The organism is Burkholderia cepacia ATCC 25416 (genome assembly GCF_001411495.1).
Classification (GTDB): domain Bacteria; phylum Pseudomonadota; class Gammaproteobacteria; order Burkholderiales; family Burkholderiaceae; genus Burkholderia; species Burkholderia cepacia.
Genome location: NZ_CP012982.1, coordinates 347,454 through 371,572, shown reverse-complemented (window position 1 = coordinate 371,572; position 24,119 = coordinate 347,454). Strand labels below are relative to the sequence as shown.

The window sequence follows — 24,119 nt, the reverse complement described above, 5'->3', positions numbered from 1 at the left end:
GCGGCGTGTACGCGGTTACTTGACGGAGACTTTGCGCGCGCCGTGGCCGGCGGCAGTCGCGGGGAGCGGCGTCCGGCGGCGGGCCGCGTGCGTGCGCTTGAGCGGGAACTGCAGCAGCTTCGACGCAGGATGCGCGGCGGCGTCCCGCTGCGCGCGGTAACGGCGGCGCACGAGATAGACGGGGCGCTGCTTCGACTCGTGATAGATGCGGCCGAGGTATTCGCCGATCACGCCGATGCCGATCAACTGGATGCCGCCGACGAACAGCATCACGGAGATGAGCGACGCGTAGCCGTGCACGGGGTTGCCGAACAGCAGCGTGCGCATGACGATGAACGTGCCGTAGATGAACGAGAGGGCGGCGAACGCGAGGCCGATGTAGGTCCATACGCGCAGCGGCACGGTGCTGAAGCTCGTGATGCCTTCGAGCGCGAAGTTCCAGCGCCGCCATCCGGAGAATTTCGAGCGGCCGCCGCTGCGTGGGGCACGCGTATATTCGATGATCTCGGTGCGATAGCCGACCCACGCGAACAGGCCTTTCATGAAACGCCGCCGCTCGGGCAGCGCACGCAGCGCGTCGACGACCTGGCGGTCCATCAGCCGGAAATCGCCGACGTTCTCGGGCATTTCGACTTCGGAGAGGCGGTTGTGCACGCGGTAGTAGAGCGCGGCGGCCACGCGCTGCATCAGCGGATCGCACATGCGGTCGGTGCGTTTCGCGGCGACGACCTCGGCGCCGGCGAGCCAGCGTTCGACCATCGCGGGGATCAGGGCGGGCGGATCCTGCAGGTCGGCATCGATCAGGATCACGGCGGTGCCGGCGGCTTCGTCGATGCCGGCGGTGAGCGCGGCTTCCTTGCCGAAGCGCCGGGTGAGATCGACGATGCGCACGCGCGGGTCGCCGGCGGCGATGTCGATGAGCCTGTCCAGCGTGTCGTCGCGGCTGCCGTCGTTGACGCAGACGATCTCGAAACGGATCGTATCGACCGATTCGAGGATGGGAAGGGCAGTCGCAAAGAATGCGTCGATTGTTTCCGCCTCGTCGTGGAACGGTACGACGAGCGATACCAGCGGCCTTCTGGCGTGCGCGGACATACGTCCCCCGAGAGATCCGGCTCGTGCTGCGCCGTATGGATCAGGTCGTCGTCCGCTGCAGGCCGGACGACAGGCGTTCTGATCATTGTAGGCAGGAATCGGGGATTCGTAACACGAATTGATGCGGGCGTGGTGGTGGGGCGGGCGCCAGCCTGACTTGCCGGATGCCGGCGTCGACGCTGCCCGAGCGCGACCCGGGGCGCGATTGCCGAGCGCAGCAGTCGGCACGGGCAGGGTGCCGGCGTGGTGCGCGGCTATCGGCTCACGGGGCGCGAACGAGCGCGGCGCGCGTACCGCGACTGGCAAACCGTCCACGCCGCAGCAGCATGAGCAACGCGATTGACGTCACGAGCGGCCCGATCTGCGGCAGATGCATCCATGGATTCAGAAACTCGTAAAGCGGCAGCGCCCACAGGATGGCCACGAAACCTTGCTCGCCGCGCAGCCAGCCGTCCTGCGAGCCGATGGCGATCATGCACGCGATCGGGACGCACAGCCAGGACAGTTCGTAGTGCCAGACATAGGGATTCACGGCGAGCGTCGCGATGAACAGTGTCGCGACGCGCATCCGCGCATCCTGGTGGCGATGCCAGACGAAGCACGCAGCCGCGATCGCAACCGCGGCGATGCCGGCCTGCCCAACATAGGCGAGCGCCGGCGACAGGCCGGCGAGACGAAACGCCGCGAACGGCGTCGGCGACGCAAACCAGAACGGAACGCCATGCTCGATGATCAGCGAACGCAGCGCGCCCGCGTTCTGCATGAAGAGATGGAGCGATTCGATGCCGCCTGTCGCGATGCCCAGCGCGGTGAAGGCAGTCGCAAAGGCCGCGGCCCACGCGAATGCGCGCCACGCACGCGCTGCGATCAGCACGAACGGGAACAGCAACGCGAGTTGCGGCTTGACCGACAGGAGTCCGATAAAGAAGCCGGCCAGCATCGGCCGTCGATCGACGAAATGCACGGCGAGCGCGGCGCACGTCGCAGTCAGCATCGCGTTCTGTCCGTACGTCGCGGTGACGAGCACGCCCGGACATGCGAGCAGCGCGAGCCAGCCGACACGTTTCGCGCCGGGCGTCGCCGCGAGCCCCGACACGCGCCAGGTCGACACGCCCAGCAGCACGATGCCGAGCGCGATGAACAGCGGATAGCCGATCGCATAGGGCAGCAGCGAGAACGGTGCCACCACGAGCAGATATGAAGGCGGGTACAGCCACGGCAGGAACGCATGGCCGGCCGTGATCGGGAACAGGTCGGCGAGCGCCCGCGAAAACGCGGGGACATCGTAGACCTGCCACGGCGAGCCATGGCGCATCAGATGGGACGCGGACCAGAACACCGTGAACCCCGAGCCGGGGCGGAACAGGCCCGGGTCGGTCGAGTGGAAGCCGACCCGGACCATGATCGACACGAACAGCACGCCGATCGCGAGCATGACCGCGCTGTAAAGCGCGATGCGTCCGGGCGTCAGCCAGACGCGGACAGGGCGTTCGTCAGCTTGAATCGATGAGCTGGAAATATCCATGCTGCGCTACTTGACCGACAGGTTGCGTGCTGCTGCCGCGGTCACGGCGGCCGTCTGCCGTCGTCGGGCAGGGGCGACGCGCCGAACCGGAAACGGCAGCAGCTTCGAGGCGTCCGGCTGCGCGACGTGCCGCGCCGGATGTTGGCCCACCAGCGCGGCGGCGCGGTAACGGCGCCGGACGAGATAGACGGGGCGCTGCTTCGACTCGTGATAGATGCGGCCGAGGTATTCGCCGATCACGCCGATACCGATCAGCTGGATGCCGCCGACGAACAGCATCACGGAGATGAGCGACGCGTAGCCGTGCACGGGGTTGCCGAACAGCAGCGTGCGCATGACGATGAAGGCGCCGTAGATGAACGAGAGGGCGGCGAACGCGAGGCCGATGTAGGTCCATACGCGCAGCGGCACGGTGCTGAAGCTCGTGATGCCTTCGAGCGCGAAGTTCCAGCGCCGCCATCCGGAGAATTTCGAGCGGCCGCCGCTGCGTGGCGCACGCGTGTATTCGATGATCTCGGTGCGATAGCCGACCCACGCGAACAGGCCTTTCATGAAACGCCGCCGCTCGGGTAGCGCGCGCAGCGCGTCGACGACCTGGCGGTCCATCAGCCGGAAATCGCCGACGTTCTCGGGCATCTCGACTTCGGAGAGGCGGTTGTGCACGCGGTAGTAGAGCGCGGCGGCCACGCGCTGCATCAGCGGATCGCACATGCGGTCGGTGCGCTTCGCGGCGACGACCTCGGCGCCGGCGAGCCAGCGTTCGACCATCGCGGGGATCAGAGCGGGCGGGTCCTGCAGGTCGGCATCGATCAGGATCACGGCGGTGCCGGTGGCTTCGTCGATGCCGGCGGTGAGCGCGGCTTCCTTGCCGAAGCGCCGGGTGAGATCGACGATGCGCACGCGCGGGTCGCCGGCGGCGATGTCGATGAGCCTGTCCAGCGTGTCGTCGCGGCTGCCGTCGTTCACGCAAACGATTTCGAAGCGCGTGGTGTCGATCGATTCGAGGATGGGAAGGGCAGTCGCAAAGAATGCGTCGATCGCTTCCGCCTCGTCATGGAAGGGTACGACGAGCGATACCAACGGCTTTCGGGTGTGCCTGGACATATGTCCCCCCGTGAGATCAGGTCTGCGCCGCATTGTCTGGTCCTGATGTCGCCGAACCCCCGGAAACAGCTCCGGATCGGCGCAGTTTTGTGTGTTTTCTGTTTGTAATGCCCTGATTCGTTTGCCGTGAACGGCGGCGGCAAGCGGTCGGATCATTGTACGCACGAGTGACGCGGCCGTGACAACGTGCGCGGGTTTGCTCGGGGGAGGGATTTCAGCGATATGGCAGCGCGCTTCGGCGCCATCGGGAACCGCAACCGCCGCAGATGCAACGGTCGGCATGTCGATTCGAAAACGACGGTGACGGAGACGGGCATGCAAGTCCGGGATCTGACAGGCGCGCCGCTGGACTACTGGGTCGCGGTCGCGCAGGGCCATGACGCCCCGCACGCCGATGCGTCCGGGTGTACGTCGATTCGCGCGGCGGGCGCGGCGCCGGCTCCGTTCGCGCCGTCGACATCGTGGACGGACGGTGGCCCGATCGTCGAGCGGCTGCCGTTCGCCGCTTTCGAACGCGAGGGCGGCCGTGGCGCGTGGTGGGCCGTGCTGCACCGGGCCGTGCCGGCCGCGGGCGAGCGCTGCACGTTCAACCAGTCGGGGCCGACGCTGCTGGTCGCCGCCATGCGCACGCTCGTCGCCTCCACGTTCGGCGACGACGTGCCGGACCTCGACATGCCGCGGCCGCGCAGAACGCTGAACGCCGCCACGCGCGTCATCGTTCAGGCGGACACGTTGCGGATCGCGATCGAGGCGACGTCGACGCGCCGCGGCAGGATCGCGTCGGCCGCCGCGCGGTCGGCGACACGCTGCAGCACGTCGATGTCGGCACCGCTGAGGCTGCGCTGCGCGAGCGCGGCCCGGCGTGCGATGTCGGTGGCCGCGTCGGGCGGCAGGCGCGTGAGCGACGCATAGACGGTCGCATAGTCGGCGGGATGCGCGAGCGCCCACTGGCCCGCGCGGGCGAGCCGCGCCAGCACGTCCGCGAGCGCCGCGCGCTTCGCGCGATCGTCGAGCGTTTCGACCGGCGACGTGAGGAACGCCAGCCCGGAATTGATGCCGCTGCCGTCACGGACGACGCGCGCACCGCGTCGTACCGCATGCCCGTAGTACGGGTCGAACGTCGCCCAGATGCCGATCCGCTTCGCCTCGAACGCGGCGAACGCGTCGACGGGCAGCACGAAGCGCACGTCGACGTCACGCGGCGCGAGGCCGTGTTCGCGCAGCGCCCCGTACAGCTGGTACTGCGAAATGCTGCCGCGCGCGGACGACACGACGACGGTCTGTCCTTTCAGGTCGGCGACGGTGCGGACCGGCGAATCGGGCTGCACGACGATGCCGAGCGATGTCGCCGAGCCGACGCGCGTCGCGACGATCCGCAATGACGGATCGCCGAGCGCGGCCGTCAGCACGGGCAGGTCGCCGGCCGGCGCGAGATCGATCGCCCCCGCGCGCTGCGCCTCGAACAGCGGCGCGGCACCCTGGAAGTTGGCCCAGCGGAACCGGTAAGGCGTGCCGTCGAGCACGCGCGCGGCTTCGGCGAGCGCGCGCAGGCCGCCGGCCTGGTCGCCGAGCACGAGCGTGACGCCCGACGGGTCGGCGCCCGCCGCATGGGCGGGCAGTGCGACGCCGCCGGCGAGCGGCGCGGCGGCGAGGGCGACAAGACGCTGCAGCACGCGGCGGCGCGCCGGGGCGGAAGTTGGGTTCATCGGCGGAGTGTCCTCGGTTACCCGCGCGCAGGTGGCGCGGTTGCCGGGCAGGTTACGGAATCGGTTTCCAGCCGACAAACATCGAATCGTGCAATGCATATTCGCGCCGCGGCGGCCGCCATCGCCGCCGTCGCCGCACGCGGGCGTTTCATCCAGCGTCTTGCACGGCCGACGGAACCGTCCGCAGGAACGCGCGCACCGCCGGCGCCTTTTCGAAGCGCCGGTGCGCGAGTGCGAGTTCCGACGTGATCGGCTTGCCGGCGATCGGCCGGTACACGATACCCGGCAGCGACACGCAGCCGGCGAGCGCATCGGGAATCACCGCGACCCAGCCGTTCACGGACACGCACGCGAGCACCGCGAGCAAGCCGCCCGGGCGGGGGGCGACCAGCGGCGCGAAGCGGCCGCGGCGCGCGACTTCGAGCGTGCCGCGCTCCTGTTCGGGCACCGCGAAGCGCGCGTCGGCGAGGTCGGCCGCGCGAACGGCGGCCATCGACGCGTAGCGCGACCCGGCCGGCACGGCCGCGACGAACACGTCGCGTTGCAGCGTGACGATCCGCAGGCCGCCGGGCAGCGGCAGCGGCGGGCGGACGTACGCGAGGTCGAGGCGGCCGGTGTCGAGCTGGTTCGCGACGTCGTCCATCGGCACTTCGCGCAGGTTCAGTTCGATGCGCGGATGCGCGTCACGAAACGCGCCGACCGTGCGCTGCAGCGTGCCTGAATAGACAGCCGACGACACGTAGCCGATCTCGATCCGGCCGAGCTCGCCGCGCTCGGCCAGCGCCGCGAGTTCGCGGCCGCGCTGCAGGTGTTCGACCGCGGCGCGCGCTTCGGCGAGATAGGCCTCGCCGGCCGCGCTCAGCGTGACCGCGCGGCGCGACCGGTGAAAGAGACGCACGCCGAGCACGCGTTCGGCTTCCTGGATCTGCCGCGTGAGCGCGGGCGGCGCCATGTCGAGCGCCTCGGCCGCGCGGGCGAAGTGCAGGTGCTGCGCGACGCTCAGGAACGCGCGCACGTGACGGAATTCAAGCCGGTCCATGATTGCGGTTTTCGTCAATAAAAAAGCATCTGAGTGTCAATGACGGGCAATACCGGGCAAGCCTAGCATACGGTTCGTTCAACCTGTTCCGGAGTGTCCGATGTCCCAGTCTTCACCGGCGTCGCGCGCGGGCGCGCCTGCCGCCCCGCGCACGGGCGGCCGCATGCCCGCCGCCGCGACGCTCGCCGTTGCGTCCGCGACCTGCTCGCTGATCGTGCTCGACACGAACGTCGTCGCCGTGTCGCTGCCGAGCATCGCGCGCAGTTTCCACGCGAGCTTCGCCGATATCGAATGGGTCGTGAGCGCGTACATGACCGCGTTCGCCGCCTGCCTGCTGCCGGCCGGCGGGCTCGCCGACCGCTTCGGACGCAAGCGGATGCTCGGCGCGGGGCTCGCGCTGTTCTTTCTCGCGTCGCTCGGCTGCGGCGTCGCGCCGTCGGCCGGCTGGCTGATCGCCGCGCGTGCGGTGAAGGGCGGCGGCGCCGCGCTGTTGCTGACGGCCGCGCTCGCCGTGATCGCGAACCGTTTTCCGGAGGGGCGCGAGCGGGCGCGCGCGTGGGCGATCTGGGGCATGTGCATGGGGATCGCGACGGCCGTCGCGCCGCTCGTCGGCGGCGCGATCACGCAATGGATCGGGTGGCGCTGGGTGTTCCTGCTGAACCTGCCCGTCTGCATGCTGCTCGCGGCCGGCGCGCGCGTCGCGATCGACGAGTCGCGCGATCCGCACGCGAAGCGCGTGGATGCGGCCGGCAGCCTGTTGTTCGGCGCGGCGCTCGCGTGCGCGATCGCGGCCCTGATCGGCGCACCGTCGCACGGCTGGCTGTCGGCCGCGACGCTCGGCCGGCTCGCGCTCGCCGCCGCGCTGTTCGCGGCGTTCGTCGGCGCGGAGCGCTGGCAGGCGCGGCCGATGATCGATCTCGCGCTGTTTAGCCAGCCGCGCTTCGTCGGCGCCGTGCTCGCGATGTTCGGTTATGCGGCGTGCGCGCAGGTGATGATGACGTTCCTGCCGCTGTACCTGCAGAACGCGTTCGGGATGTCGGCGATCGACGCGGGGCTCGGGATGCTGCCGTTCGCGTTCGCGATGATCGCCGGGCCGTCGCTCGGCGCGGCGCTGGCCGCGCGCGTGTCGTCCGGCGGCGTGCTGGCGGGCGGGCTCGCGCTGATCGGCGCGGGCAACCTCGCGACCGCGGCGCTGACGGCCGCCGGCGACTACCGGCTCGTCGCGATCGGCATGTTCGTGACGGGCTGCGGCGCGGGCATCATGAACGGCGATACGCAGAAGGCGATCATGGCGTGCGTGCCGTCGAATCGCACCGGCATGGCGTCGGGCATCAGCACGACGACGCGCTTCTCGGCGATCGTGACGGCCGTCGGCGTGCTCGGCGCGGTGCTGGCGGCGAGCACGCAGGCGCGGCTCGACCGGCTGCTGTCCGCCGCGCCCGGCCTGCGCGCGTTCGCCGATGCGCCGTTCATGTCGAGTCTGCTGGCCGGCGACCTGGCGCGGGCGCTCGAGCGTGTGCCGCCGTCGGCCGCCGGCGCGCTCGCGAAGGCGGCGCCCGTCGCGTTCGCGAGCGGGTTTGCCGACGCGCTGACGGTGAGCGGCGTGCTCGCGCTCGTCGTGGCCGTCGTTGCATGCAAGCTGCTTGCGCAACCGATGCGCGATGCTGCGTGACGGTGTGTGAAAGTGTGTGACGTACGGAGCGGCGCGTTGTCGCGCCGGTCAATGCGACTTCGTCGCGTGACGGTGGATGCGTGCCGCATGGGCGACGCGCGGCGGGTGCGATGCACGGCAATGCGTCGCCTGCCTGCGGCGCGTGCGTCGAACCGGTTCGGGCGTATCGGCTGTAGCGTCTGTATCGGGTGCATCGGCCGTATCGCCCGCAGCCGTCACGCTGTTCCCTGCGTCCGCAGCTGCGCCGGCGGGAACCGCGGCAACCGCCGGCAGCATCGCCTCGGCGTCGAGCCACGCGCGTGTCGCTTCCGCGATCAGCCCGCGCAGCCAGCGCACGCCGTCCACGCACGCGCCCGATTCGTTCCACGTCATCCGGTACACGATGTCCGGCGGCTCCGCCGGCAGCGCGACGGCGGCGAGCGGCAGCAGCTTCGCATAATGCCGCGCGAGCCGGTACGTGGTAGTCAGGAGCATGTCGGTGCGCACGAGCGCATGCGCGGCAAGTTCGAAGTGGGGCAGCGTGACGACGATCCGCCGCTGCAGGCCCACGCGTTCGAGCTGCCGGTCGATCGCGCCGGACGCCTCGAGCCACGACGGTGTCGGGCACAGCTGCGGCGCGTCGGCAAAATCGGCGGCCGTCATCGCGCCGTGCCGCGCGAGCGGATGCGTCGCGCGCATCAGGCATACGACGCGATCGTCGAACAGGTCGTCCTGCCGGAACCGCGACGAGCGCGCCGGGCGATTGTCGATCACGACGTCGAGTTCGCCGTCGGCCAGCGCGCGCTCGTCGTCGAAGCCGTCGCCGAGCGGATGGAACACGAGCTGCGCGTTCGGCGCGCGTTCGCGGAACAGCGCGACGAGCTTCGGCACGAACAGCACGTTCAGGTAGTCGGGGCAGCCGATCCGGTAGGTGCGCACCGACGTGCGCGCGTCGAACGTCGGCTGCTGGATGCGGATGAAGTCGATCACGCGCAGCGCGTTGCGCAGCGGTTCGATCAGCCGCGCGCCGAACTCGGTCGGCACCATCCCGTAGCGGCTGCGCACGAGCAACGGATCGCCGAGCAGCGTGCGCAGGCGCTTGAGCGCGGCGCTCGTCGCCGGCTGCGACATGTTCAGCCGCACGGCCGCGCGCGACACGGTGCGCTCGGTGAGCAGCACGAGCAGGATGCGCATCAGCCGCGCATCGAGCACGTCGAGCGCGCCCGCGGCGTCGGACGCGCCGCGGGGCAGTGCGTCCGGTTCTAGCGTGTCCCGCATGCCGATACGTCTCCCGGCGACACGATGCCCGAGCGCGACGCAGCAGCCGGCCGGCGGCGCGTCATTTTGCGAAGGTGCCCGGCCAGCCGACGATCCGCTTCGGGCGCGGCGGCGCGTACGTGCGGACCTTCGACGTCTTCAGCTTCAGGCGCACCAGCGACTCGGCGAGCGCGACCGCGGCCGACACGCCGTCGACGACCGGCACGCCCGTGCATTCCTCGATCTGCCGGTCGAGGCCGGCCATTCCGCCGCAGCCGAGGCAGATCACTTCCGCGTGATCGTCCTTCACCGCGCGCTGCGCCTGGCCGACGATCGACTCGATCGCGCGCGCCGGGTTTTCCTCGAGTTCGAGCACCGCGAGGCCGCTTGCGCGCACCGACGCGCAGCGCGCGTCGAGCCCGGCGAGCTTCAGGCGATCCTCGATCAGCGGCACCGTGCGGTCGAGCGTCGTGACGACCGAGTAGCGATGGCCGAGCAGCATCGCGACGCTCGCGGCCGCTTCGGTGATGTCGACGACGGGCACCGTCAGCAGTTCCTGCAGGCCTTCGCGGCCGTGTTCGCCGTAGCCGGCCTGGATCACCGCGTCGTACGGCTCGTCGTAGCTCAGCACGCGATCCATCACGGCGATCGCCGCGAGATAGCTCTCGAAGTTGCCTTCGATCGACTCCGCGCCGAAGCGCGGCGTCAGACCGACGATCTCCGTGCCCGGCGATGCGGCGGCCTGCGCCTGCGCGGCGATCGCGTCGGTGATCGACTCGGTCGTGTTGACGTTGACTACCAGGATCCTCATTGCTGACTCCGTATGCGTGTGTTCAGTGTTGCGCGCAGGCGACCGCGATGGGCTCGCCCGAGCGCTCCTCGTATTGCCGTTTGCGATCGGCCAGCAGCCAGTACACGCTGCCCGCGATGGCCGCGCCGAGCAGCCACGAGAACGGCGTCATCGCGCTGAAGGCCGGCACGACGGCGAGCGTGATCGAGATCAGCGCGGACGGCAGGAGCGCCGCAAGTGCCTTGCGGTTCACGCCGCGCGTGTAGAAATAGGTGCCGGTCGGCGCTTCGGTATAGAGGTCGGGCACGTTCACGCGCTGCTTGCGCACGAGCCAGTAGTCGACCGTGATGATCCCGTACAGCGGGCCGAGCAGCGCGCCGAGGCCGGACAGGAAATAGACGATCACGATCGGGCTGTTGTACAGGTTCCACGGCAGGATCAGCACGGCGACCGTCGCGCTGATCAGGCCCGCGCGGCGGAACGACAGGCGATGCGGCGCAAGGCTCGTCAGCACGAAGGCCGGCGCGACGAAGTTCGCCATGATGTTCACGGCGACCGTGACGATCAGGAACGCGAGGCAGCCGAGCACGAGGAACAGCTTGTTCGGCACCGTCGCGATGATTTCCGTCGGGCTGTGGATGATGTGGCCGTTCAGCTTGAACTGCGCGCCCGCGAGCACGAAGCTGATCGTCGCGAACACGAGGATGTTGACTGGCAAGCCCCAGAAGTTGCCGACCCGCACCGTCTTCGCGCTCGGCGACGAGCGCGCGAAGTCGCAGAAGTTGAGCACCAGCGTGCCGTAGATCGCAAGCCACAGCGAGCCGCCCGCGAAGATCTCCGTCCACATCTTCAGGCCGGTCAGCGGCTTGCCGATCGACATCGCGAGATGGCCGCCCGTGCGGCTGAACATCCACGCGGCGAGCGACAGCGTCGTGACGAGGATCACCGGGCCGGCGAGCCCTTCGTACTTGCGGACCATTTCCATCCCGTACGTGAGGATGCCGATCTGCACGAGCCAGATCGCGACGAACGTGACCCAGCCGAGCGTCGACAGCCCGAAGATCGCATCCTGGTCGAACGCGGCGAGGCCGGGCCAGATCGCGGTGAGCAGCACGCGCAGCACGACGGACGCGAGATAGGTCTGGATGCCGAACCATGCGATCGCGATCACCGCGCGGATCATCGCGGGCAGCAGCGCGCCGTAGATGCCGAAGCTCATCCGGCTGATCACCGGGAACGGCACGCCGGTCTTCTGGCCCATGTAGCCGGTGAGGTTCATGAAGCAGTACACGAGCACCGCGCCGATCGCGAGCGACGCGAGCATCTGCCAGCCCGACAGGCCGAGCGCGAACAGCCCGATCGCGAACGAGTAGTTCGCGATGTTGTGCACGTCGTTGGTCCACAGCGCAAAGATGCTGTAGCGGCCCCACGTCCGCCCCTCGGCCTTGGTGGGCGCGAGGTCGGGGTTGTGCAGCCGCGGGCTCAGCGCGGGGTCGCGCGCGGCCGAATCGGTTCGATGCGATGCGTCGACCGCGCCGGGCACGATGCCCGGGCGGTGGGTGGCTTCCAGTTGCACGCCGTTGTCTCCTTCCATGTGCGGGGCGCGAAACCGGCAGCGCGTATACGCTGCGACGGCCCGGCCGCCGTGGACGTTATGTCTCGGATTTGTTCGCGAGTATGGGTGGCCGGCACGGTGATGGGAAATTAAATATTCGGCTGGGCGTCATTTGAAAAATGAATGGGAGGGATCGATGGCGAGGCACGGGGATTGCGCGCCGAAGGGTTCCATCCACCGACATCAGCGGAGGTGTCATGCAGCGATATTCCCTTCGTCACGTATCGCGAGCCGTCTTCGCCGGCATCCTGATCGCCGGCCTGGCGGCGGGTGCGGGTTGCCAGAAAAAGAGCGACACCGGTACCGGTGCGAGCTCGGACACCAGCGCCACGGGCGGCATGTCGCCGGCGCCGTCCACCGCGCCGTCGGGCACGCCGGGCGGCGCGGCAAGCATGCCGGGCGCGGCTTCCGCGCCGGCGGGCGCAAGCGGCGGCTGACCGGCATCAGGCGGGGGCGCACGCGCACGCGGCGTGCGCCGGTTCGTCACCCGTGCGCTGTCGTGCGGCATGCCCATGCGGCACGGGCGCCGCAGGACGCGCGTGTGCGCCGTACCTGCGCGTGAAAGATTTGCAAGGACCGTTGTAGCGATTCCCGGACCGGCGCCGGCATCACGCCGGCGCACGCCGTCCGGAACAGGAGGTGCGATGCAGAACGCGGAATCGAATCCAACCCCGCAACAGCAGCAGGAACAGATCGCGAAGAGTCCGGTGAAGACCCCGGCAGCCGGCGACATGCCCGACGCGGCGACCCAGGCCGCCGAGGTCGCCGAGGTGGCGAAGCGGCCGCTGACGCCCGAGGCGGTCGCGGCGAAAACGCCGACCGGCCTGCCGCCGATCGACGTCGGCGCGCATGCGGTCGACAGCGGCGATCCCGTGCGTCGCGCGGCCGGCCGGATCGTCACGCTCGACAACGCGAACATGGCGATGACCGACAACACGGTCGACGTCGACGGCAAGGGCATGGAGGCGCGCACCGGCGCGTCGGAACTGCAGGACAACGTGATCTACTCGAACGCGTCGCTCGACGATGCGGTCGATACGCCCGACGAGGGGCTCGGCGGGATCGAGAGCCGGCCGGGCGGCAACATGCCGCAGATCGCGACGCGGCCGGGCTGGCGCGTGCGGCATGTCGGCGATGTCGACGTCGAGCACGGCGACGGTGCGCGCGCCGAGCACGTGATCTGCCTCGAGCGGATCGACTGATACCGCCGGATACCGTTACCCGGCGTGGGGCGGCCGGTGCACTCGCACCGTCCGCCACGATCGCCGCCGCCGTGTTCGCGCCGTTACTGCGGCCCGAGTTCCTGCGCGGACGTATCGGCGTCGTTGCCTTGCCCAACCAGCACGTGGATATCGTTCGGCGTCACGTCGCCGACCCCGCCCGACGGAATCGTCAGCAGCAGCCAGTCGGCGTTGTTGTTGATGGTGACCGGCGCGGTCTTGAGGATCGGCGTCTTGCTGCCGGCCGTCGTGACGATCACCTGGTAGCTGCCGCCGTTCAGGTAGATCGAATCCTGCGTCGAGGCCGGCACCGCGTTCTGGTAAGCCGCGCCCGCGAGCGTCGGGCTTTGCGTCGTGATGTCGGTGCCGGGCGGGACGACGTACATGTCGATGTTCTGCGCGTTCGGCGACGCATTGAAGCTGCGCACGCGCGCCTTGTCCGACAGCAGGCCCTTGTCGTACGGATCGTCGATCACGGAGATCAGCGACGTCGTGCTCGGCAGCGCGATCGTCGTGTAGTGATGGCCGTTCGCCGCGCTGAACGATTGCGACGCGATGGTCGAGGTCGTGCCCGAGATGTCGTAGCTCGCGGTCTGCGTGCCCGAGTCGACGTCGTGATAGCGCGTCACGCCCTTGTACGCGACACCCGACTGGTCGACCTTGGCGTTCAGGTAGTAGTCGAGGTTCGGGCCGGCCGGCACCGCGTTGATGAAGCGCGCCTGCGGCTTCGAGATGCCGAGCTCGGTGCCGACGTCGTTGCCGTCGCCGCCACATGCCGCGAGCACGGAAATGATGGAGCACAGGGCCGCTATCGTTCGTATTGATTTCATGTTGTCCTCTCGTTCAGGGGAACCTGTTTGCGATGCGGAATCGCCACGCGAAGGTCGCGTGGCGAGCAACGCCGGTTGCGGGAAGGATGTTGTCCGCCGGATCGGCGGGCGCGTGGGTGGCGCAAGCGATGTGCCTGTCTGGCGACGGGGGCGCCGGGCGGCCGGGTGCGGGGCGGGGCCGGTCAGGGGTGAGGGAGAGGGCGCGCCCGGGTTGTAAAAAGGGCGGTGTCGCAGGGGCCGGGCGCGGGGACGCGTCGGCGCCGACCCGGCCGGCGGGGCTCGACCCGGCCGTCGCGCCGCCCGGCGCGCCCGCAACGGCGTGCGGGCAGGGCGAAACTACCTGCCGGCCGAAGCCGGCCGCCGGCGAGGGCTGTAAATCTTGCCTGCATCCGTCATCGTTTAACCATTCGAAACAATGTGTTCACCGAAAGGGGCATGATCTCCGGCGATCGAGCAGGCATACTGTCGCCTATGTTGCTCAATGCACGTCGAAGTACGTGCGCTTGCCCCCCATGTCCACTCCAGTTTCCTTTCGAACCCTGCGATGGTTGACCGTCGCGGCTGTTGCATGCTTGCTCGCCGCGTGTTCGACCGCTTCCGACGTGACCGCGACGTCGAACCCGAACGTATTTACCGTGACGACGCGCACGGTCGGCGTATCGACGACGTGGGCCGACGCCCATACGAAGGCCGTCGACGAAGCCACCAACTACTGCACGCAGCGCGGCATGCGCGCCAGCCTGAAGCAGGAGGCGCTGACCAGCGGCAGCCGTGTCGGCGCGCGCTCCGAACTCGCGTTCGAGTGCCATCCGACTTTCGAGACGGCGTCGAATCCGCGCGGTTGAGCGACCGGCGGCGTCGCACGCCGCTGCCGTCCGCGTTTTCCTTCCTTCTCCCGGATGCAAAGCGACCCGCGAGGCCATACAGGCACATCGCGGGTCGGCGCACGTCCGGCGTCGGCTGCGGCGGTTACGCCGGCTGCGCCTCGTACAGCTTGACGCACGCGGAGAAGTCGAGCGTGCCGAGCCCCTGCTGGCTCATCGACTGATAGAGCTGCTGCGCGAGTGCGCCCATCCACACCGGCTGGTGCGCGCTCCGTGCCGCTTCGGTCGCGAGCCCGAGATCCTTCAGCATCAGGTTCGCCGCGAATCCGCCCGCATAGCCGCGCGCGGCCGGCGCGGTGTCGCTCACGCCCGGATACGGGTTGTACGTGTCCGAGCTCCAGCAGCGGCCGGTCGACGTATTGATGATGCCCGCCAGCACGGATGGATCGATGCCGAGCGCGGCGCCGAGCGCCATCGCTTCCGAGACGCCCATCATCGAGATCCCGAGCAGCAGGTTGTTGCAGATCTTCGCGATTTGCCCGGTGCCGGTGCCGCCGCAGTGCACGACGTTCTTGCCCATGTCCTGCAGCACCGGGCGGATGCGCTCGAACAGCGCGGCGTCCGCGCCGACCATGAAGGTCAGCGTGCCGGCCTGCGCGCCGCCGGTGCCGCCCGACACGGGCGCGTCGGCGAGCGGGAAGTCGCGCTGCGCGGCGGCTTCGGCCACCGCGCGCACGGTGCCCGGATCGATCGTGCTGCAGTCGATCAGCGCCGCGCCGGCGCGCGCGCCGGCCAGCACGCCGTCGTCGCCGAGGTAGACGGCGCGCACGTGCTGCGCGGCCGGCAGCATCGTGATCACGACCGCGCCGCGCGCGGCCGCTTCGCGCGGCGAGCCGGCGGCGGTCGCGCCGGCGCGCACCGCGACGTCGACCGCGTGCGCGTCGAGGTCGAACACCGTCAGCGCGTGGCCGGCTTTCAGCAGGTTGGCGGCCATGGGGCCGCCCATGTTGCCGAGTCCGATGAATGCAATTTCCATGTATGGGTCTCCGTGTCGACCGGACTTGGCGCTTTAGCGCTTAGTCCGGTCCCATGCTTCGCGGTCGACCGGACCTGGCGCTTCAGCGCTCAGTCCGGTCCCATGCTTCGCACTCAGCGCAGCGCGATCGTCGTGTTCACGCCGCCGGCCGTCGCGTCGTCGTCGAACCAGCGCGCGGTGACCGTCTTCGTCTGCGTGTAGAACTGCACGACCTGCTTGCCGTACGGGCCGAGATCGCCGAGCTTCGAGCCGCGCGAACCCGTGAAGCTGAAGTAGGGCACCGGCACCGGAATCGGGATGTTGATGCCGACCTGGCCGATGTCGATCTCGCTCTGGAACTTGCGTGCCGCCGCGCCGCTCTGCGTGAACAGCCCCACGCCGTTGCCCATCGGGTTGCGGTTGACGAGCGCGATCGCGTCGTCGAGCGTGTCGGCTTCGAGCACGACCACCACCGGCCCGAAGATTTCTTCCGTATAGATCGACATGTCGGTCGTCACACCCGAGAAGATCGTCGGGCCGACGAAGTTGCCCTGCTCGTAGCCGGGCACCTTCACGTTGCGGCCGTCGAGTTCGAGCTTCGCGCCGGCCTTCACGCCTTCGTCGATCAGCGCGGTGATGCGCGCATGCGCGGCCTTCGACACGACCGGGCCGACATCGGTACCCGGTTCGTGGCCCGCGTTCACCTTCAGCGCCTTCGCTTTCTCGACGAGCTCGGGCAACCAGTCGCGCGCCGTGCCGACCAGCACGACGACCGACGTCGCCATGCAGCGCTGGCCGGCCGCGCCGAAACCCGCGCCGACGAGCGCGTTGATCGTCTGCTCGCGGTGCGCGTCGGGCAGCACGACCGCGTGGTTCTTCGCGCCCATCATCGACTGCACGCGCTTGCCGTGCTGGCTGCCGAGGTTGTACACGTGCGTGCCGACGCGCGTCGAGCCGACGAACGAGATCGCCTTGATGTCCGGGTGCGTGCAGAGGCGGTCGACCACCGTCTTGCCGCCGTGCACGACGTTCAGCACGCCCTGCGGCACGCCGGCCTCGATCGCGAGCTCGACGAGCTGCATCGTCGACAGCGGATCCTGCTCCGACGGCTTCAGCACGAACGTGTTGCCGCAGACGATCGCCATCGGGAACATCCACAACGGGATCATCCCGGGGAAGTTGAACGGCGTGATGCCCGCGCACACGCCGATCGGCTGGCGCAGCGTATAGGTATCGACGCCGCCCGCCACGTTCTCCGCGAATTCGCCTTGCTGCAGCGTGCCGATCGAGCATGCGTGCTCGACCACTTCGAGGCCGCGGAAGATGTCGCCCTGCGCATCGGGCAGCGTCTTGCCCTGCTCGGCCGTCAGCGTGTGCGCGATCCGTTCGAGATTGCGGCGCACGAGATCCTGGAACTTCAGCATGATGCGCAGGCGCGCGCCGATCGGCGTCGTTTTCCACGTCTGGAACGCGCGCTGCGCGGACGCGATCGCGGCGTCGACCTCGTCGAGCGTCGCATACGGCACGCGGCCGATCACTTCCTGCGTCGCGGGGTTGACGATGTCGCCCCATTCGGCGCTTTGCGATTCGACGAACGCGCCGTCGATCAGCAGCTTGGCGGTGGGCAGGGCGAGGGTGGTCTGGGGAACTGCGGCGTTCATGGAACTCTCCGGGAAACGGGGTGATGACAAACAAGGCGGCCCGTATCCGCCGCCGCGCATGCACGCACGGCGGACGGCAGGACGAACTGAAATCGATCGGATGCCGGCGGCGTGCTCACGCGCGCGCCGGCCGCATCAACGCGGTACACACGAGCGCGAACACGCCGAAGCCGACGAGGTAAGCGATCACGTAATGCGGCTGGCCGCCGCCGGCCTTGAGCAGCGACGTCGCGATCATCGGCGCGAAGCCGCCGCCGATCACGCCGGCCAGCTGCACCGACAGCGAGATGCCGCTGTAGCGGATCTCCGCCGGGAACTGCTGCGCGAACAGCAGCGATTCCGGCGCATAGAGAATCGGGAACACGACGCCGAGGCCGAGCACGATCGCCCACCATGCGGTCGACGTCTGCTGCGTGCCGAGCATCATGAAGAACGGCGCGGCGAACGCGCACATCAGCACGAGGCCGATCGCGAACATCCGGCGCTGGCCGATGCGGTCGCTGAGATGGCCGCACAGCGGCATCGTGACGAGCGACAGCGCGGCGCCGGCCGTGATCGCGTGCAGCATCTCGGCCTTCGGCAGATGCAGCTGCTGCGTCGCGTAGGCGAGCGCGAACGTGACGACCATGTAGAACCAGGTGTTCTCGGCGGCGCGTGCGCCGACGATCGTCAGCACCTCGCGCGGATGGCGGCGCAGCGCGGCCGTCACTGGCGACTTCTCGGCCTTGCCCTGGCGCTGCATCTTCTCGAAGTCGGGCGATTCGGGCACCTTCGCGCGGATGAACCAGCCGAGGCCGACGAGCGCGATGCTCGCGAGGAACGGCACACGCCAGCCCCACGACAGCATGTCGGCTTCCGGCAGCGCGGCCACCGCGGCCATCGCGACCGACGACAGGATCAGGCCGAGCCCGACGCCCGTCTGCGGCAGGCTGCCGAACAGCCCCTTGCGGCCCTTCGGCGCGTGTTCGACGGCCATCAGCACCGCGCCGCCCCATTCGCCGCCGACCGCCATCCCTTGCAGGAACCGCATCCCGATCAGCAGCGCGGCGGCCCAGTAGCCGATGCTGTCGTACGACGGGATCAGCCCGATGATCATGCTCGGCACGCCCATCAGCAGCAGCGTGATCATCAGCATCGACTTGCGGCCGATGCGGTCGCCGAAGTGGCCGAACACGATGCCGCCCATCGGCCGCCCGATGAAGCCGACCGCGAACGTGCCGAACGCGGCGAGCGTGCCGACGACGGGGTCCAGCGACGGGAAGAAGATGCGGTTGAACACGAGCGCGGCGGCCGTGCCGTAGAGGAAGAAGTCGTACCACTCGATCGTGGTGCCGGCCATGCTGGCCCAGCCGGCCAGCAGGTGGTGCTTCGCGGTGCGCTCGGGCGCAGGTGCCGCGACTGTCGCATGCTCATCGAGGGTGGATCGCGTCTGCATGGTGTCTCCGTGGTGGTGCCGCGGCTCGTGGTCCGCAGGTCACGGTCGAGTATAGTTATGCGCAGATTCATCATGTACCGATAAAGAAACCGGTTGGATGTGCATTTATGCATATCGACGGCCGGCCCGGAGACTCCCGCCCCTTTTTCCCTCGCCGATGCGACATGCCACCGAGCCGGTTTCCGGCAACCTGAACTGGGACGACCTGCGTTTTTTCCTCGAAGTCGCGCGCACGCAGCGGGCGAGCGGCGCCGCGAAGCGGCTGGGGGTCGACTACACGACCGTCGCGCGGCGCATCCGCGCGCTCGAGGCGGCGATGGGTACGCTGCTGTTCGACAAGTCGCGCTCCGGCGGCTTCACGCTGACGGCCGAAGGCCAGCGGCTCGTCGCGTATGCGGATGCGATGGAGACGACCGTGCAGTCCGCGTGCGACCAGGTCGCGAATACGGGCGAGGCGCTGTCGGGCCATGTGCGGATCGGGTCGACCGAGGGGTTCGGGTGCTTTTTCCTCGCGCCGCAACTCGCGCAGTTTCGCGCCGAGCATCCGCACGTGACGGTCGACCTGCTGCCGGTGCCGCATTTCGTCAACCTGCCCAAGCGCGAGGCGGACCTCGCGATCACGCTCGAGCGGCCCGAGCGCGGGCCTTACGTGGTCACGAAGCTGTGCGATTACCAGTTGCGGCTCTACGCGACGCGCGACTATCTCGCGAACCATCCACCGATCACCTGTACCGACGATCTCGCGGAGCACGCGTTCATCAGCTATGTCGACGATCTCGCGTTCAGCAACGAGCTGCTGTACCTCGACCGGGCGGTGCCGGGCGCGACGGCCGGGCTGCGCACGACGAGCGTGATCGCGCAGTATTTCGCGGCGCTGCAGGGCGGCGGGCTCGCGATCCTGCCGTGCTTCATGGCGGCCACGCAGCCGGCGCTGGTGCCCGTGCTGCCGGATGACGTGGTCGTCACGCGGTGCTTCTGGCTGACGTGCCGCGAGGACCTGCGCAAGCTGCGGCGCGTGACCGCGCTGTGGGATTACCTGCGCGCGGCGGCGGACGCGAATCGCGCGCTGCTGTCGGGCGAATCGGGGACGCTGAGATTCGTCGGCGAGCCGGCCTGACGGAATGGCGGGCGACGTGGTGACGAACGAGTTGATCTGAATTGAAAAAATGGCCGACGAAGATCCGGCCGGTTATCGGGGGAAATGCAGATGGCGTTGACGCAGGCGGGCAAGGTGTTCGTGGTTTGTGTGGCGGTATTCGGCGTGGCCGCGTACTGGCTCGCGTCGCGCATGGTGCGCCGCCAGACCGGCGGCGCGCGCGGAGCGGGCGGCGCGGTCGCCTTCTGGTGGCTCGTGTGCTTTTGCCTGGTGTCGCTGTGTTTCCCGTTCGCGTACTGGATCGGCGACGAACTCTACGCACTGGCGGTGTCGCCGAAATACGAGGCGACCGTCGTGTCCTACCAGTCCGAGTGGGACACCTGCGAGCGACGCGATAGCAGCGGGCGCACCGAACGATATCGGTGCATCAAGTACACGTCGATCCTGGAAGCCGTGATGCCGGATGGCGAGCGGGTCGTGCTGCCGGGCAACATCCGATCCGGCGGCGTGCCGGAGATCGGCGAGAAGATCGATGTCGTGTTGCCGGCCGGGGCTACCCAGTTGCATGAACGCAGCGTGCGCAGTGTCGGCCTGCTGGCCGGCGGCGCGCTGATGGTCGCGATCATCGGGTATTTCGTCTACCTGATCGCGGCGTACGGTGCGGGGAAGAACATCGACGGCGCGGCCCGATTCGGCGTGGCCGTGGTGATGAACGCGCTCGTGCCGCTCGGTGTGCTGCTGATGGAAATCGCGTTCCTGAGCGTGCCGTACCGCTACTGGGTGTGGGGGAATCCCGAACAGTGGCCGGTGTGGGTGCTGGCGCTTGGCCTGCTGTTCGCGCTGGCGCTGCTGCCGTTGCTGCTCATCTACGCGCGAACCGCGTGGCGTGCGGTCGTGAAGTGACGAATGCGGCGGGGCGGTTGTGTCATCATGCCCGCACCGGCAACCGCCAGGAGACGGTCGTGGAAATTCATTCGCAGTGGACGTTCGATTGCCGGCCCGAGCATGTCTGGCCGCATTTCCTCCATGCCCGGATGGACGACACGCGGCCGTTGCTGTTCCGCCTCGGCGTGCCGAAGCCGGTCAGCTGCCGCGTGCTCGAAGGCGTGCCGGCCGTCGGCAACACGCGGCAGTGCACGACCGATCGCGGCACCATCGACCAACGGATTCTCGTGCTCGACGAGCATCGCCGGCTGCGTTACCGGATGGTGGCGTCGACGGTGTGGTGTCGCAACTGGGTCGGCCTGCTGGAAGACGAATTCACGCTGACACCGGTGGAAGGCGGCAGGACGCGCGTCGAACGGCGCACCGTGTTCAGCGCGCGTGGCCTCTTCAGGCCGGTTCGGCAGATCGGGCTGTGGCTCGCGTTGCGGCAGGCGCACCGGTATGCGGCCCGCAACTGGCGGCGTCTCGCGATGGCGGCGCAGGGACGGGCGGGTGCGATGGAGGCAGTGCGCTAGGCCTTGGCCACGGGCGCGTAATAGATTTGCCCGACATCCGTGTCGCGCACCTGGCCGTTGCGTTCGGCCTCGGTGCGCGTAGCCAGGAAATCGACCGTGCACAGATCCGGGCGGCCCAGCGCCTTCAGGATGCCCGACGTGCGCCACGCCGGCAGCCAGTCGGCCCACGACAACCGCACGCCCAAGAGCAGCGCGAGCATGACGCCGATCGCGGCCGGCCCGCCGAGCAGCATGGCCAGGTCGGCACCCAGGTCGGAAAAGCCGTCGTCGCCGGTCCAGAGCAGCACGATCATCATCGGGATGACAAAGCAGTTCATGCCGATGAACATCCATTTCCACGCCAGCCAGATGTCGTGCGTCAGGCCGGCCAGCCCCGTGTCGCTGCACGTGTGATCCATGACCGTGCGGCGCCGGTCCGGAGACGACAGCGCGAACAGGCGGCCACGGCGATCGACCACGGCAACCACGTCGTCGCCGACGTCGAAGCACTGCCCGCCGAGGAACCCGCGGTACGACTCGCCGCCGATTTCGATTTCCACCGGTAGCTTCGCGAACAGGATCCTGCCGTTCTTCCCCACGGTCACGAACGCGTTTGCCGACGCGAAGGTCCTGGTTTCGCGCAGGTTCGCGTACGACCACGTCGCCGGATGCTCGACCTTGTCGGCCGCGGCGTTCAGCTCGGTCAGGACGAGATCCTCGTCGGCTTGCTGAAACACCAGGGCATTGGCCGCGGCCCCGTTGCCGGTGAGTGCCGCGAGGATCGGCACCAGGGTGTGCGTGAACCAGTAGCCGAGCGATTTCTTGCGGGCTTCGGGGTCGACGGGCGGCACCTGACGGCTTCCGGCGCCACCTTGGTCGGGGCGCTCGAGAAAGCGCATCGCGGTCAGTTTGCCTTCGACAAGACGCAGGGGTGACGACATCAGGGCAGGCCGCTGCAATGGGACAAGGTTTGCGGAGTCTACCAGTCGTCTGTCGGCGCGTTTGTCCTGCTTGACGCGCCGCTCCACCGGCCCCGCATCGTGGCCGCCAGCGCCACGCTCGCGCACCCTGACCCGGAGGCCTTCAACCCGGGCAGCCCAGCCGGTCCGCGAGTTCGTTCAGGTCCTTGACGTCGAAGTCCCACTGATCAACGGCTCGCAGGTCGGTCGTCTGGCCGGGCCCGTGTTCGGTCGGCCGCAGCACGAACGCGGTCGACAGCCCCTGCCGGCGTGCGGCCGCGAGATCGCCGTTGTGCGCGGCGACCAGGCACAGCTCGGCCGGCTCGATGCCGAGAATCTCGACGGTATCGCTGTACACCTGCGGCGACGGCTTGTACGCGCGCACGACTTCCGCGCCGAGGATCGCATCCCACGGCAGCCCCGCGCGTTTCGCGACGTCGACCATCAGCCGGATGTTGCCGTTCGACAGCGGCGCGATGATGTAGCGTCGCTTCAGACGCTGCAGCGCCGCGACGGCGTCGGGCCACGGGTCGAGGCTGTGCCACGCGAGGTTGAGTGCGTCGATGTCGGCGTCGGGCACGTCGACGATTCCGTAGCGGTCGAGCGTGCGCACGAGGTTCTCGCGATGCAGGACGTCGAGCCGCACGTAGCGGCGGCGCCCGCTGCGGATTTCTTCCATCGACGGCGAATATTCGGCCCGCCACGTATCGGCGAATTCGAACGGGTCGAGTGCGGGTGCGTGGCGATCGAGGAACGCGGCGGCGCCGCGTGCGACGCCGCTTCTCCAGTCGACGATCGTTCCGAATACATCGAAAACGAGCGCCTTGATTTCGGCAGGGTTCGTCATGGTGATCCTGTGAAGGTCAATCGATGAGGGTACACATCGCCGTGCCGCGCGCGATGCGCGGCGCCGGAGCCATCGACATTGAATCACGGATACGAAAACGCGGCCTGCCGGCCGCGATGCAGTCCAGCCGCGCCGGAACGGAGAAGCAGGGCAACGGCGCGCGCCGACGGCCGGACACGCCGGACGCCGCGCGTGCCGTGCCGGTCAGGTCTTGTCGTACGAGAACTGGATGCCCGCGGTGCCGCCGGTTTCGATGAACAGGTTGATGAACGCCGGCACGGTGGCGCTGCGCGCCCAGTCGCGCTGCAGTTCGCAGAACAGCTGCGCGACGCTGATCATCTGGCCACCGGCCTGCTCGATGCGGCGCAGCGCGGCTTCGTGCGCGGCGACCGACGTGCCGCCGACCGCATCGACGACCACGTACACCTCATAACCGGCCTTCAGCGCGTCGAGCGCCGGGAACGTCAGGCACGCTTCGGTCCACAGCGCGGTCATGATCAGTTTCTTGCGGCCGGTCGCTTCGACGGCCTTGCGGAATTCGACGTCCTCCCACGAGTTGACGCTGGTGCGGTCGTAGGTCGGATAGCCTTCGAGCGCCGCGCGCAGCTGCGGGATCGGCGGCTTGTTCAGGCCCGTCTTCACGTTCACGGTCGAGTGGACGATCGGCAGGTTGTACGCGACGGCCGCCTTCGACGCGCCGACGATGTTGTTGATCAGCAGTTGGCGATCCATCGACGCGATGGAGTTCACCTGGACCGGCTGGTAATCGATGACGATGAACGCCGCGTTCTGCGGGGTGAGCAGGTGGTCGTTCGCGGGGTCGCGAACCGGTTCGCTTGCCATGGTTGTCTCCAGTGACGGTGCGGGAAGTGAGGGGGTAAATCCAGGTCCAGTGAACCGTCGGGTCCGGCGAAGAAGCCGGTCGAGAAAATTCCCGGCTGCCGCGACACGATCGATCCACGCTGAAACACGATGCTAGGCGTGCAACAACCGGCGTTCCAGTCTCTTAAA

General features: G+C 68.8%; 22 protein-coding genes and 1 pseudogene. 7 read left to right on the top strand and 16 right to left on the bottom strand.

Annotated elements, in window-relative coordinates:
- Positions 1-15: 15 nt before the first annotated feature.
- The 3 genes from APZ15_RS19050 to APZ15_RS19040 form a co-directional block, all read right to left on the bottom strand.
- Entirely contained in the window at positions 16-1,095 is a 1,080-nt protein-coding gene (locus tag APZ15_RS19050; protein ID WP_027791215.1) for a glycosyltransferase family 2 protein, read from the bottom strand.
- Positions 1,096-1,357: 262 nt separating this feature from the next.
- Positions 1,358-2,620, bottom strand: a complete 1,263-nt coding sequence (locus APZ15_RS19045) for a glycosyltransferase family 87 protein (protein WP_027791216.1) — start codon at positions 2,618-2,620, stop codon at positions 1,358-1,360.
- Between the two features lie 6 nt (positions 2,621-2,626).
- A complete protein-coding gene (locus tag APZ15_RS19040) occupies positions 2,627-3,724 on the bottom strand; it encodes a glycosyltransferase family 2 protein (protein WP_027791217.1) in 1,098 nt (365 codons plus the stop codon).
- Positions 3,725-4,039: 315 nt separating this feature from the next.
- On the opposite strand from APZ15_RS19040, the pseudogene APZ15_RS39495 reads away from it, so the two are divergent.
- A pseudogene (locus tag APZ15_RS39495) lies at positions 4,040-4,411 on the top strand (phage protein NinX family protein); the annotation flags it as partial.
- Between the two features lie 32 nt (positions 4,412-4,443).
- Here APZ15_RS39495 and APZ15_RS19030 read toward each other — a convergent pair.
- Positions 4,444-5,430: an ABC transporter substrate-binding protein gene (locus APZ15_RS19030; RefSeq protein ID WP_027791218.1), complete on the bottom strand. Its 987-nt coding sequence runs from the start codon at positions 5,428-5,430 to the stop codon at positions 4,444-4,446.
- 148 nt (positions 5,431-5,578) lie between these two features.
- Positions 5,579-6,469 (bottom strand): LysR family transcriptional regulator, encoded by an 891-nt coding sequence (locus tag APZ15_RS19025; protein WP_027791219.1) that lies wholly within the window; start codon positions 6,467-6,469, stop codon positions 5,579-5,581.
- 100 nt (positions 6,470-6,569) lie between these two features.
- Between APZ15_RS19025 and APZ15_RS19020 the strand changes: the two genes are divergently transcribed.
- Complete coding sequence (locus APZ15_RS19020) at positions 6,570-8,141, top strand: MFS transporter (protein ID WP_027791220.1); 1,572 nt, start codon at positions 6,570-6,572, stop codon at positions 8,139-8,141.
- 48 nt (positions 8,142-8,189) lie between these two features.
- Here APZ15_RS19020 and APZ15_RS19015 read toward each other — a convergent pair whose 3' ends face one another.
- The 4 genes from APZ15_RS19015 to APZ15_RS41015 all read right to left on the bottom strand — a co-directional run bounded on the left by APZ15_RS19015 (position 8,190) and on the right by APZ15_RS41015 (position 12,296).
- Positions 8,190-9,398, bottom strand: a complete 1,209-nt coding sequence (locus APZ15_RS19015) for a LysR family transcriptional regulator (RefSeq protein ID WP_027791221.1) — start codon at positions 9,396-9,398, stop codon at positions 8,190-8,192.
- A 61-nt stretch (positions 9,399-9,459) separates the two neighbouring features.
- The gene (locus APZ15_RS19010) at positions 9,460-10,188 is read right to left on the bottom strand and encodes an aspartate/glutamate racemase family protein (protein ID WP_027791222.1); all 729 of its coding nucleotides are present in this window, start codon (positions 10,186-10,188) and stop codon (positions 9,460-9,462) included.
- Between the two features lie 22 nt (positions 10,189-10,210).
- Positions 10,211-11,761 (bottom strand): NCS1 family nucleobase:cation symporter-1, encoded by a 1,551-nt coding sequence (locus APZ15_RS19005; RefSeq protein ID WP_034196035.1) that lies wholly within the window; start codon positions 11,759-11,761, stop codon positions 10,211-10,213.
- Positions 11,762-11,999: 238 nt separating this feature from the next.
- On the bottom strand, positions 12,000-12,296 hold the full coding sequence (locus tag APZ15_RS41015) for a hypothetical protein (protein ID WP_172535146.1): 297 nt from the start codon (positions 12,294-12,296) through the stop codon (positions 12,000-12,002).
- Between the two features lie 130 nt (positions 12,297-12,426).
- Here APZ15_RS41015 and APZ15_RS18995 point away from each other — a divergent pair, with 130 nt between their 5' ends.
- Positions 12,427-12,984, top strand: coding sequence for a DUF3005 domain-containing protein (locus APZ15_RS18995; RefSeq protein ID WP_027791224.1), 558 nt, complete (start codon positions 12,427-12,429; stop codon positions 12,982-12,984).
- A gap of 83 nt (positions 12,985-13,067) precedes the next feature.
- On the opposite strand, the gene APZ15_RS18990 is transcribed toward APZ15_RS18995, so the two are convergent.
- Positions 13,068-13,832, bottom strand: a complete 765-nt coding sequence (locus APZ15_RS18990; protein WP_027791225.1) for a DUF4397 domain-containing protein — start codon at positions 13,830-13,832, stop codon at positions 13,068-13,070.
- A 512-nt stretch (positions 13,833-14,344) separates the two neighbouring features.
- Between APZ15_RS18990 and APZ15_RS18985 the strand changes: the two genes are divergently transcribed.
- Positions 14,345-14,677 carry a hypothetical protein gene (locus tag APZ15_RS18985; protein ID WP_027791226.1) on the top strand — a complete coding sequence of 111 codons (333 nt, stop codon included), beginning with the start codon at positions 14,345-14,347 and terminating at the stop codon, positions 14,675-14,677.
- Between the two features lie 124 nt (positions 14,678-14,801).
- Here APZ15_RS18985 and mmsB read toward each other — a convergent pair whose 3' ends face one another.
- The 3 genes from mmsB to APZ15_RS18970 form a co-directional block, all read right to left on the bottom strand.
- Complete coding sequence (gene mmsB, locus APZ15_RS18980) at positions 14,802-15,692, bottom strand: 3-hydroxyisobutyrate dehydrogenase (protein WP_027791227.1); 891 nt, start codon at positions 15,690-15,692, stop codon at positions 14,802-14,804.
- Between the two features lie 113 nt (positions 15,693-15,805).
- Positions 15,806-17,332, bottom strand: a complete 1,527-nt coding sequence (locus APZ15_RS18975; RefSeq protein ID WP_027791228.1) for a CoA-acylating methylmalonate-semialdehyde dehydrogenase — start codon at positions 17,330-17,332, stop codon at positions 15,806-15,808.
- A 115-nt stretch (positions 17,333-17,447) separates the two neighbouring features.
- Positions 17,448-18,767 (bottom strand): MFS transporter, encoded by a 1,320-nt coding sequence (locus APZ15_RS18970; RefSeq protein ID WP_027791229.1) that lies wholly within the window; start codon positions 18,765-18,767, stop codon positions 17,448-17,450.
- 157 nt (positions 18,768-18,924) lie between these two features.
- Between APZ15_RS18970 and APZ15_RS18965 the strand changes: the two genes are divergently transcribed.
- The 3 genes from APZ15_RS18965 (at position 18,925) to APZ15_RS18955 (ending at position 21,323) form a co-directional block, all read left to right on the top strand.
- Positions 18,925-19,884, top strand: coding sequence for a LysR family transcriptional regulator (locus tag APZ15_RS18965; RefSeq protein WP_027791230.1), 960 nt, complete (start codon positions 18,925-18,927; stop codon positions 19,882-19,884).
- A gap of 90 nt (positions 19,885-19,974) precedes the next feature.
- Positions 19,975-20,766, top strand: a complete 792-nt coding sequence (locus APZ15_RS18960; RefSeq protein ID WP_027791231.1) for a hypothetical protein — start codon at positions 19,975-19,977, stop codon at positions 20,764-20,766.
- 59 nt (positions 20,767-20,825) lie between these two features.
- Positions 20,826-21,323 (top strand): SRPBCC family protein, encoded by a 498-nt coding sequence (locus APZ15_RS18955; protein ID WP_027791232.1) that lies wholly within the window; start codon positions 20,826-20,828, stop codon positions 21,321-21,323.
- Here the strand turns inward: APZ15_RS18955 and APZ15_RS18950 are convergent.
- The 3 genes from APZ15_RS18950 to APZ15_RS18940 form a co-directional block, all read right to left on the bottom strand.
- Positions 21,320-22,330 (bottom strand): hypothetical protein, encoded by a 1,011-nt coding sequence (locus tag APZ15_RS18950; protein ID WP_226153227.1) that lies wholly within the window; start codon positions 22,328-22,330, stop codon positions 21,320-21,322. The genes APZ15_RS18955 and APZ15_RS18950 overlap by 4 nt on opposite strands.
- A gap of 55 nt (positions 22,331-22,385) precedes the next feature.
- Positions 22,386-23,108, bottom strand: a complete 723-nt coding sequence (locus APZ15_RS18945; protein ID WP_027791234.1) for a haloacid dehalogenase type II — start codon at positions 23,106-23,108, stop codon at positions 22,386-22,388.
- A gap of 204 nt (positions 23,109-23,312) precedes the next feature.
- Entirely contained in the window at positions 23,313-23,951 is a 639-nt protein-coding gene (locus tag APZ15_RS18940; protein ID WP_027791235.1) for a hydrolase, read from the bottom strand.
- Between the last annotated feature and the right edge of the window lie 168 nt (positions 23,952-24,119).

Bases quoted from the DNA above. Each gene is read 5' to 3' on its own strand.
- APZ15_RS19050 (WP_027791215.1), bottom strand. From the start codon at position 1,095: ATGTCCGCGCACGCCAGAAGGCCGCTGGTATCGCTCGTCGTACCGTTC.
- APZ15_RS19045 (WP_027791216.1), bottom strand. From the start codon at position 2,620: ATGGATATTTCCAGCTCATCGATTCAAGCTGACGAACGCCCTGTCCGC.
- APZ15_RS19040 (WP_027791217.1), bottom strand. From the start codon at position 3,724: ATGTCCAGGCACACCCGAAAGCCGTTGGTATCGCTCGTCGTACCCTTC.
- APZ15_RS19030 (WP_027791218.1), bottom strand. From the start codon at position 5,430: ATGAACCCAACTTCCGCCCCGGCGCGCCGCCGCGTGCTGCAGCGTCTT.
- APZ15_RS19025 (WP_027791219.1), bottom strand. From the start codon at position 6,469: ATGGACCGGCTTGAATTCCGTCACGTGCGCGCGTTCCTGAGCGTCGCG.
- APZ15_RS19020 (WP_027791220.1), top strand. From the start codon at position 6,570: ATGTCCCAGTCTTCACCGGCGTCGCGCGCGGGCGCGCCTGCCGCCCCG.
- APZ15_RS19015 (WP_027791221.1), bottom strand. From the start codon at position 9,398: ATGCGGGACACGCTAGAACCGGACGCACTGCCCCGCGGCGCGTCCGAC.
- APZ15_RS19010 (WP_027791222.1), bottom strand. From the start codon at position 10,188: ATGAGGATCCTGGTAGTCAACGTCAACACGACCGAGTCGATCACCGAC.
- APZ15_RS19005 (WP_034196035.1), bottom strand. From the start codon at position 11,761: ATGGAAGGAGACAACGGCGTGCAACTGGAAGCCACCCACCGCCCGGGC.
- APZ15_RS41015 (WP_172535146.1), bottom strand. From the start codon at position 12,296: ATGGGCATGCCGCACGACAGCGCACGGGTGACGAACCGGCGCACGCCG.
- APZ15_RS18995 (WP_027791224.1), top strand. From the start codon at position 12,427: ATGCAGAACGCGGAATCGAATCCAACCCCGCAACAGCAGCAGGAACAG.
- APZ15_RS18990 (WP_027791225.1), bottom strand. From the start codon at position 13,832: ATGAAATCAATACGAACGATAGCGGCCCTGTGCTCCATCATTTCCGTG.
- APZ15_RS18985 (WP_027791226.1), top strand. From the start codon at position 14,345: ATGTCCACTCCAGTTTCCTTTCGAACCCTGCGATGGTTGACCGTCGCG.
- mmsB (WP_027791227.1), bottom strand. From the start codon at position 15,692: ATGGAAATTGCATTCATCGGACTCGGCAACATGGGCGGCCCCATGGCC.
- APZ15_RS18975 (WP_027791228.1), bottom strand. From the start codon at position 17,332: ATGAACGCCGCAGTTCCCCAGACCACCCTCGCCCTGCCCACCGCCAAG.
- APZ15_RS18970 (WP_027791229.1), bottom strand. From the start codon at position 18,767: ATGCAGACGCGATCCACCCTCGATGAGCATGCGACAGTCGCGGCACCT.
- APZ15_RS18965 (WP_027791230.1), top strand. From the start codon at position 18,925: ATGCGACATGCCACCGAGCCGGTTTCCGGCAACCTGAACTGGGACGAC.
- APZ15_RS18960 (WP_027791231.1), top strand. From the start codon at position 19,975: ATGGCGTTGACGCAGGCGGGCAAGGTGTTCGTGGTTTGTGTGGCGGTA.
- APZ15_RS18945 (WP_027791234.1), bottom strand. From the start codon at position 23,108: ATGACGAACCCTGCCGAAATCAAGGCGCTCGTTTTCGATGTATTCGGA.
- APZ15_RS18940 (WP_027791235.1), bottom strand. From the start codon at position 23,951: ATGGCAAGCGAACCGGTTCGCGACCCCGCGAACGACCACCTGCTCACC.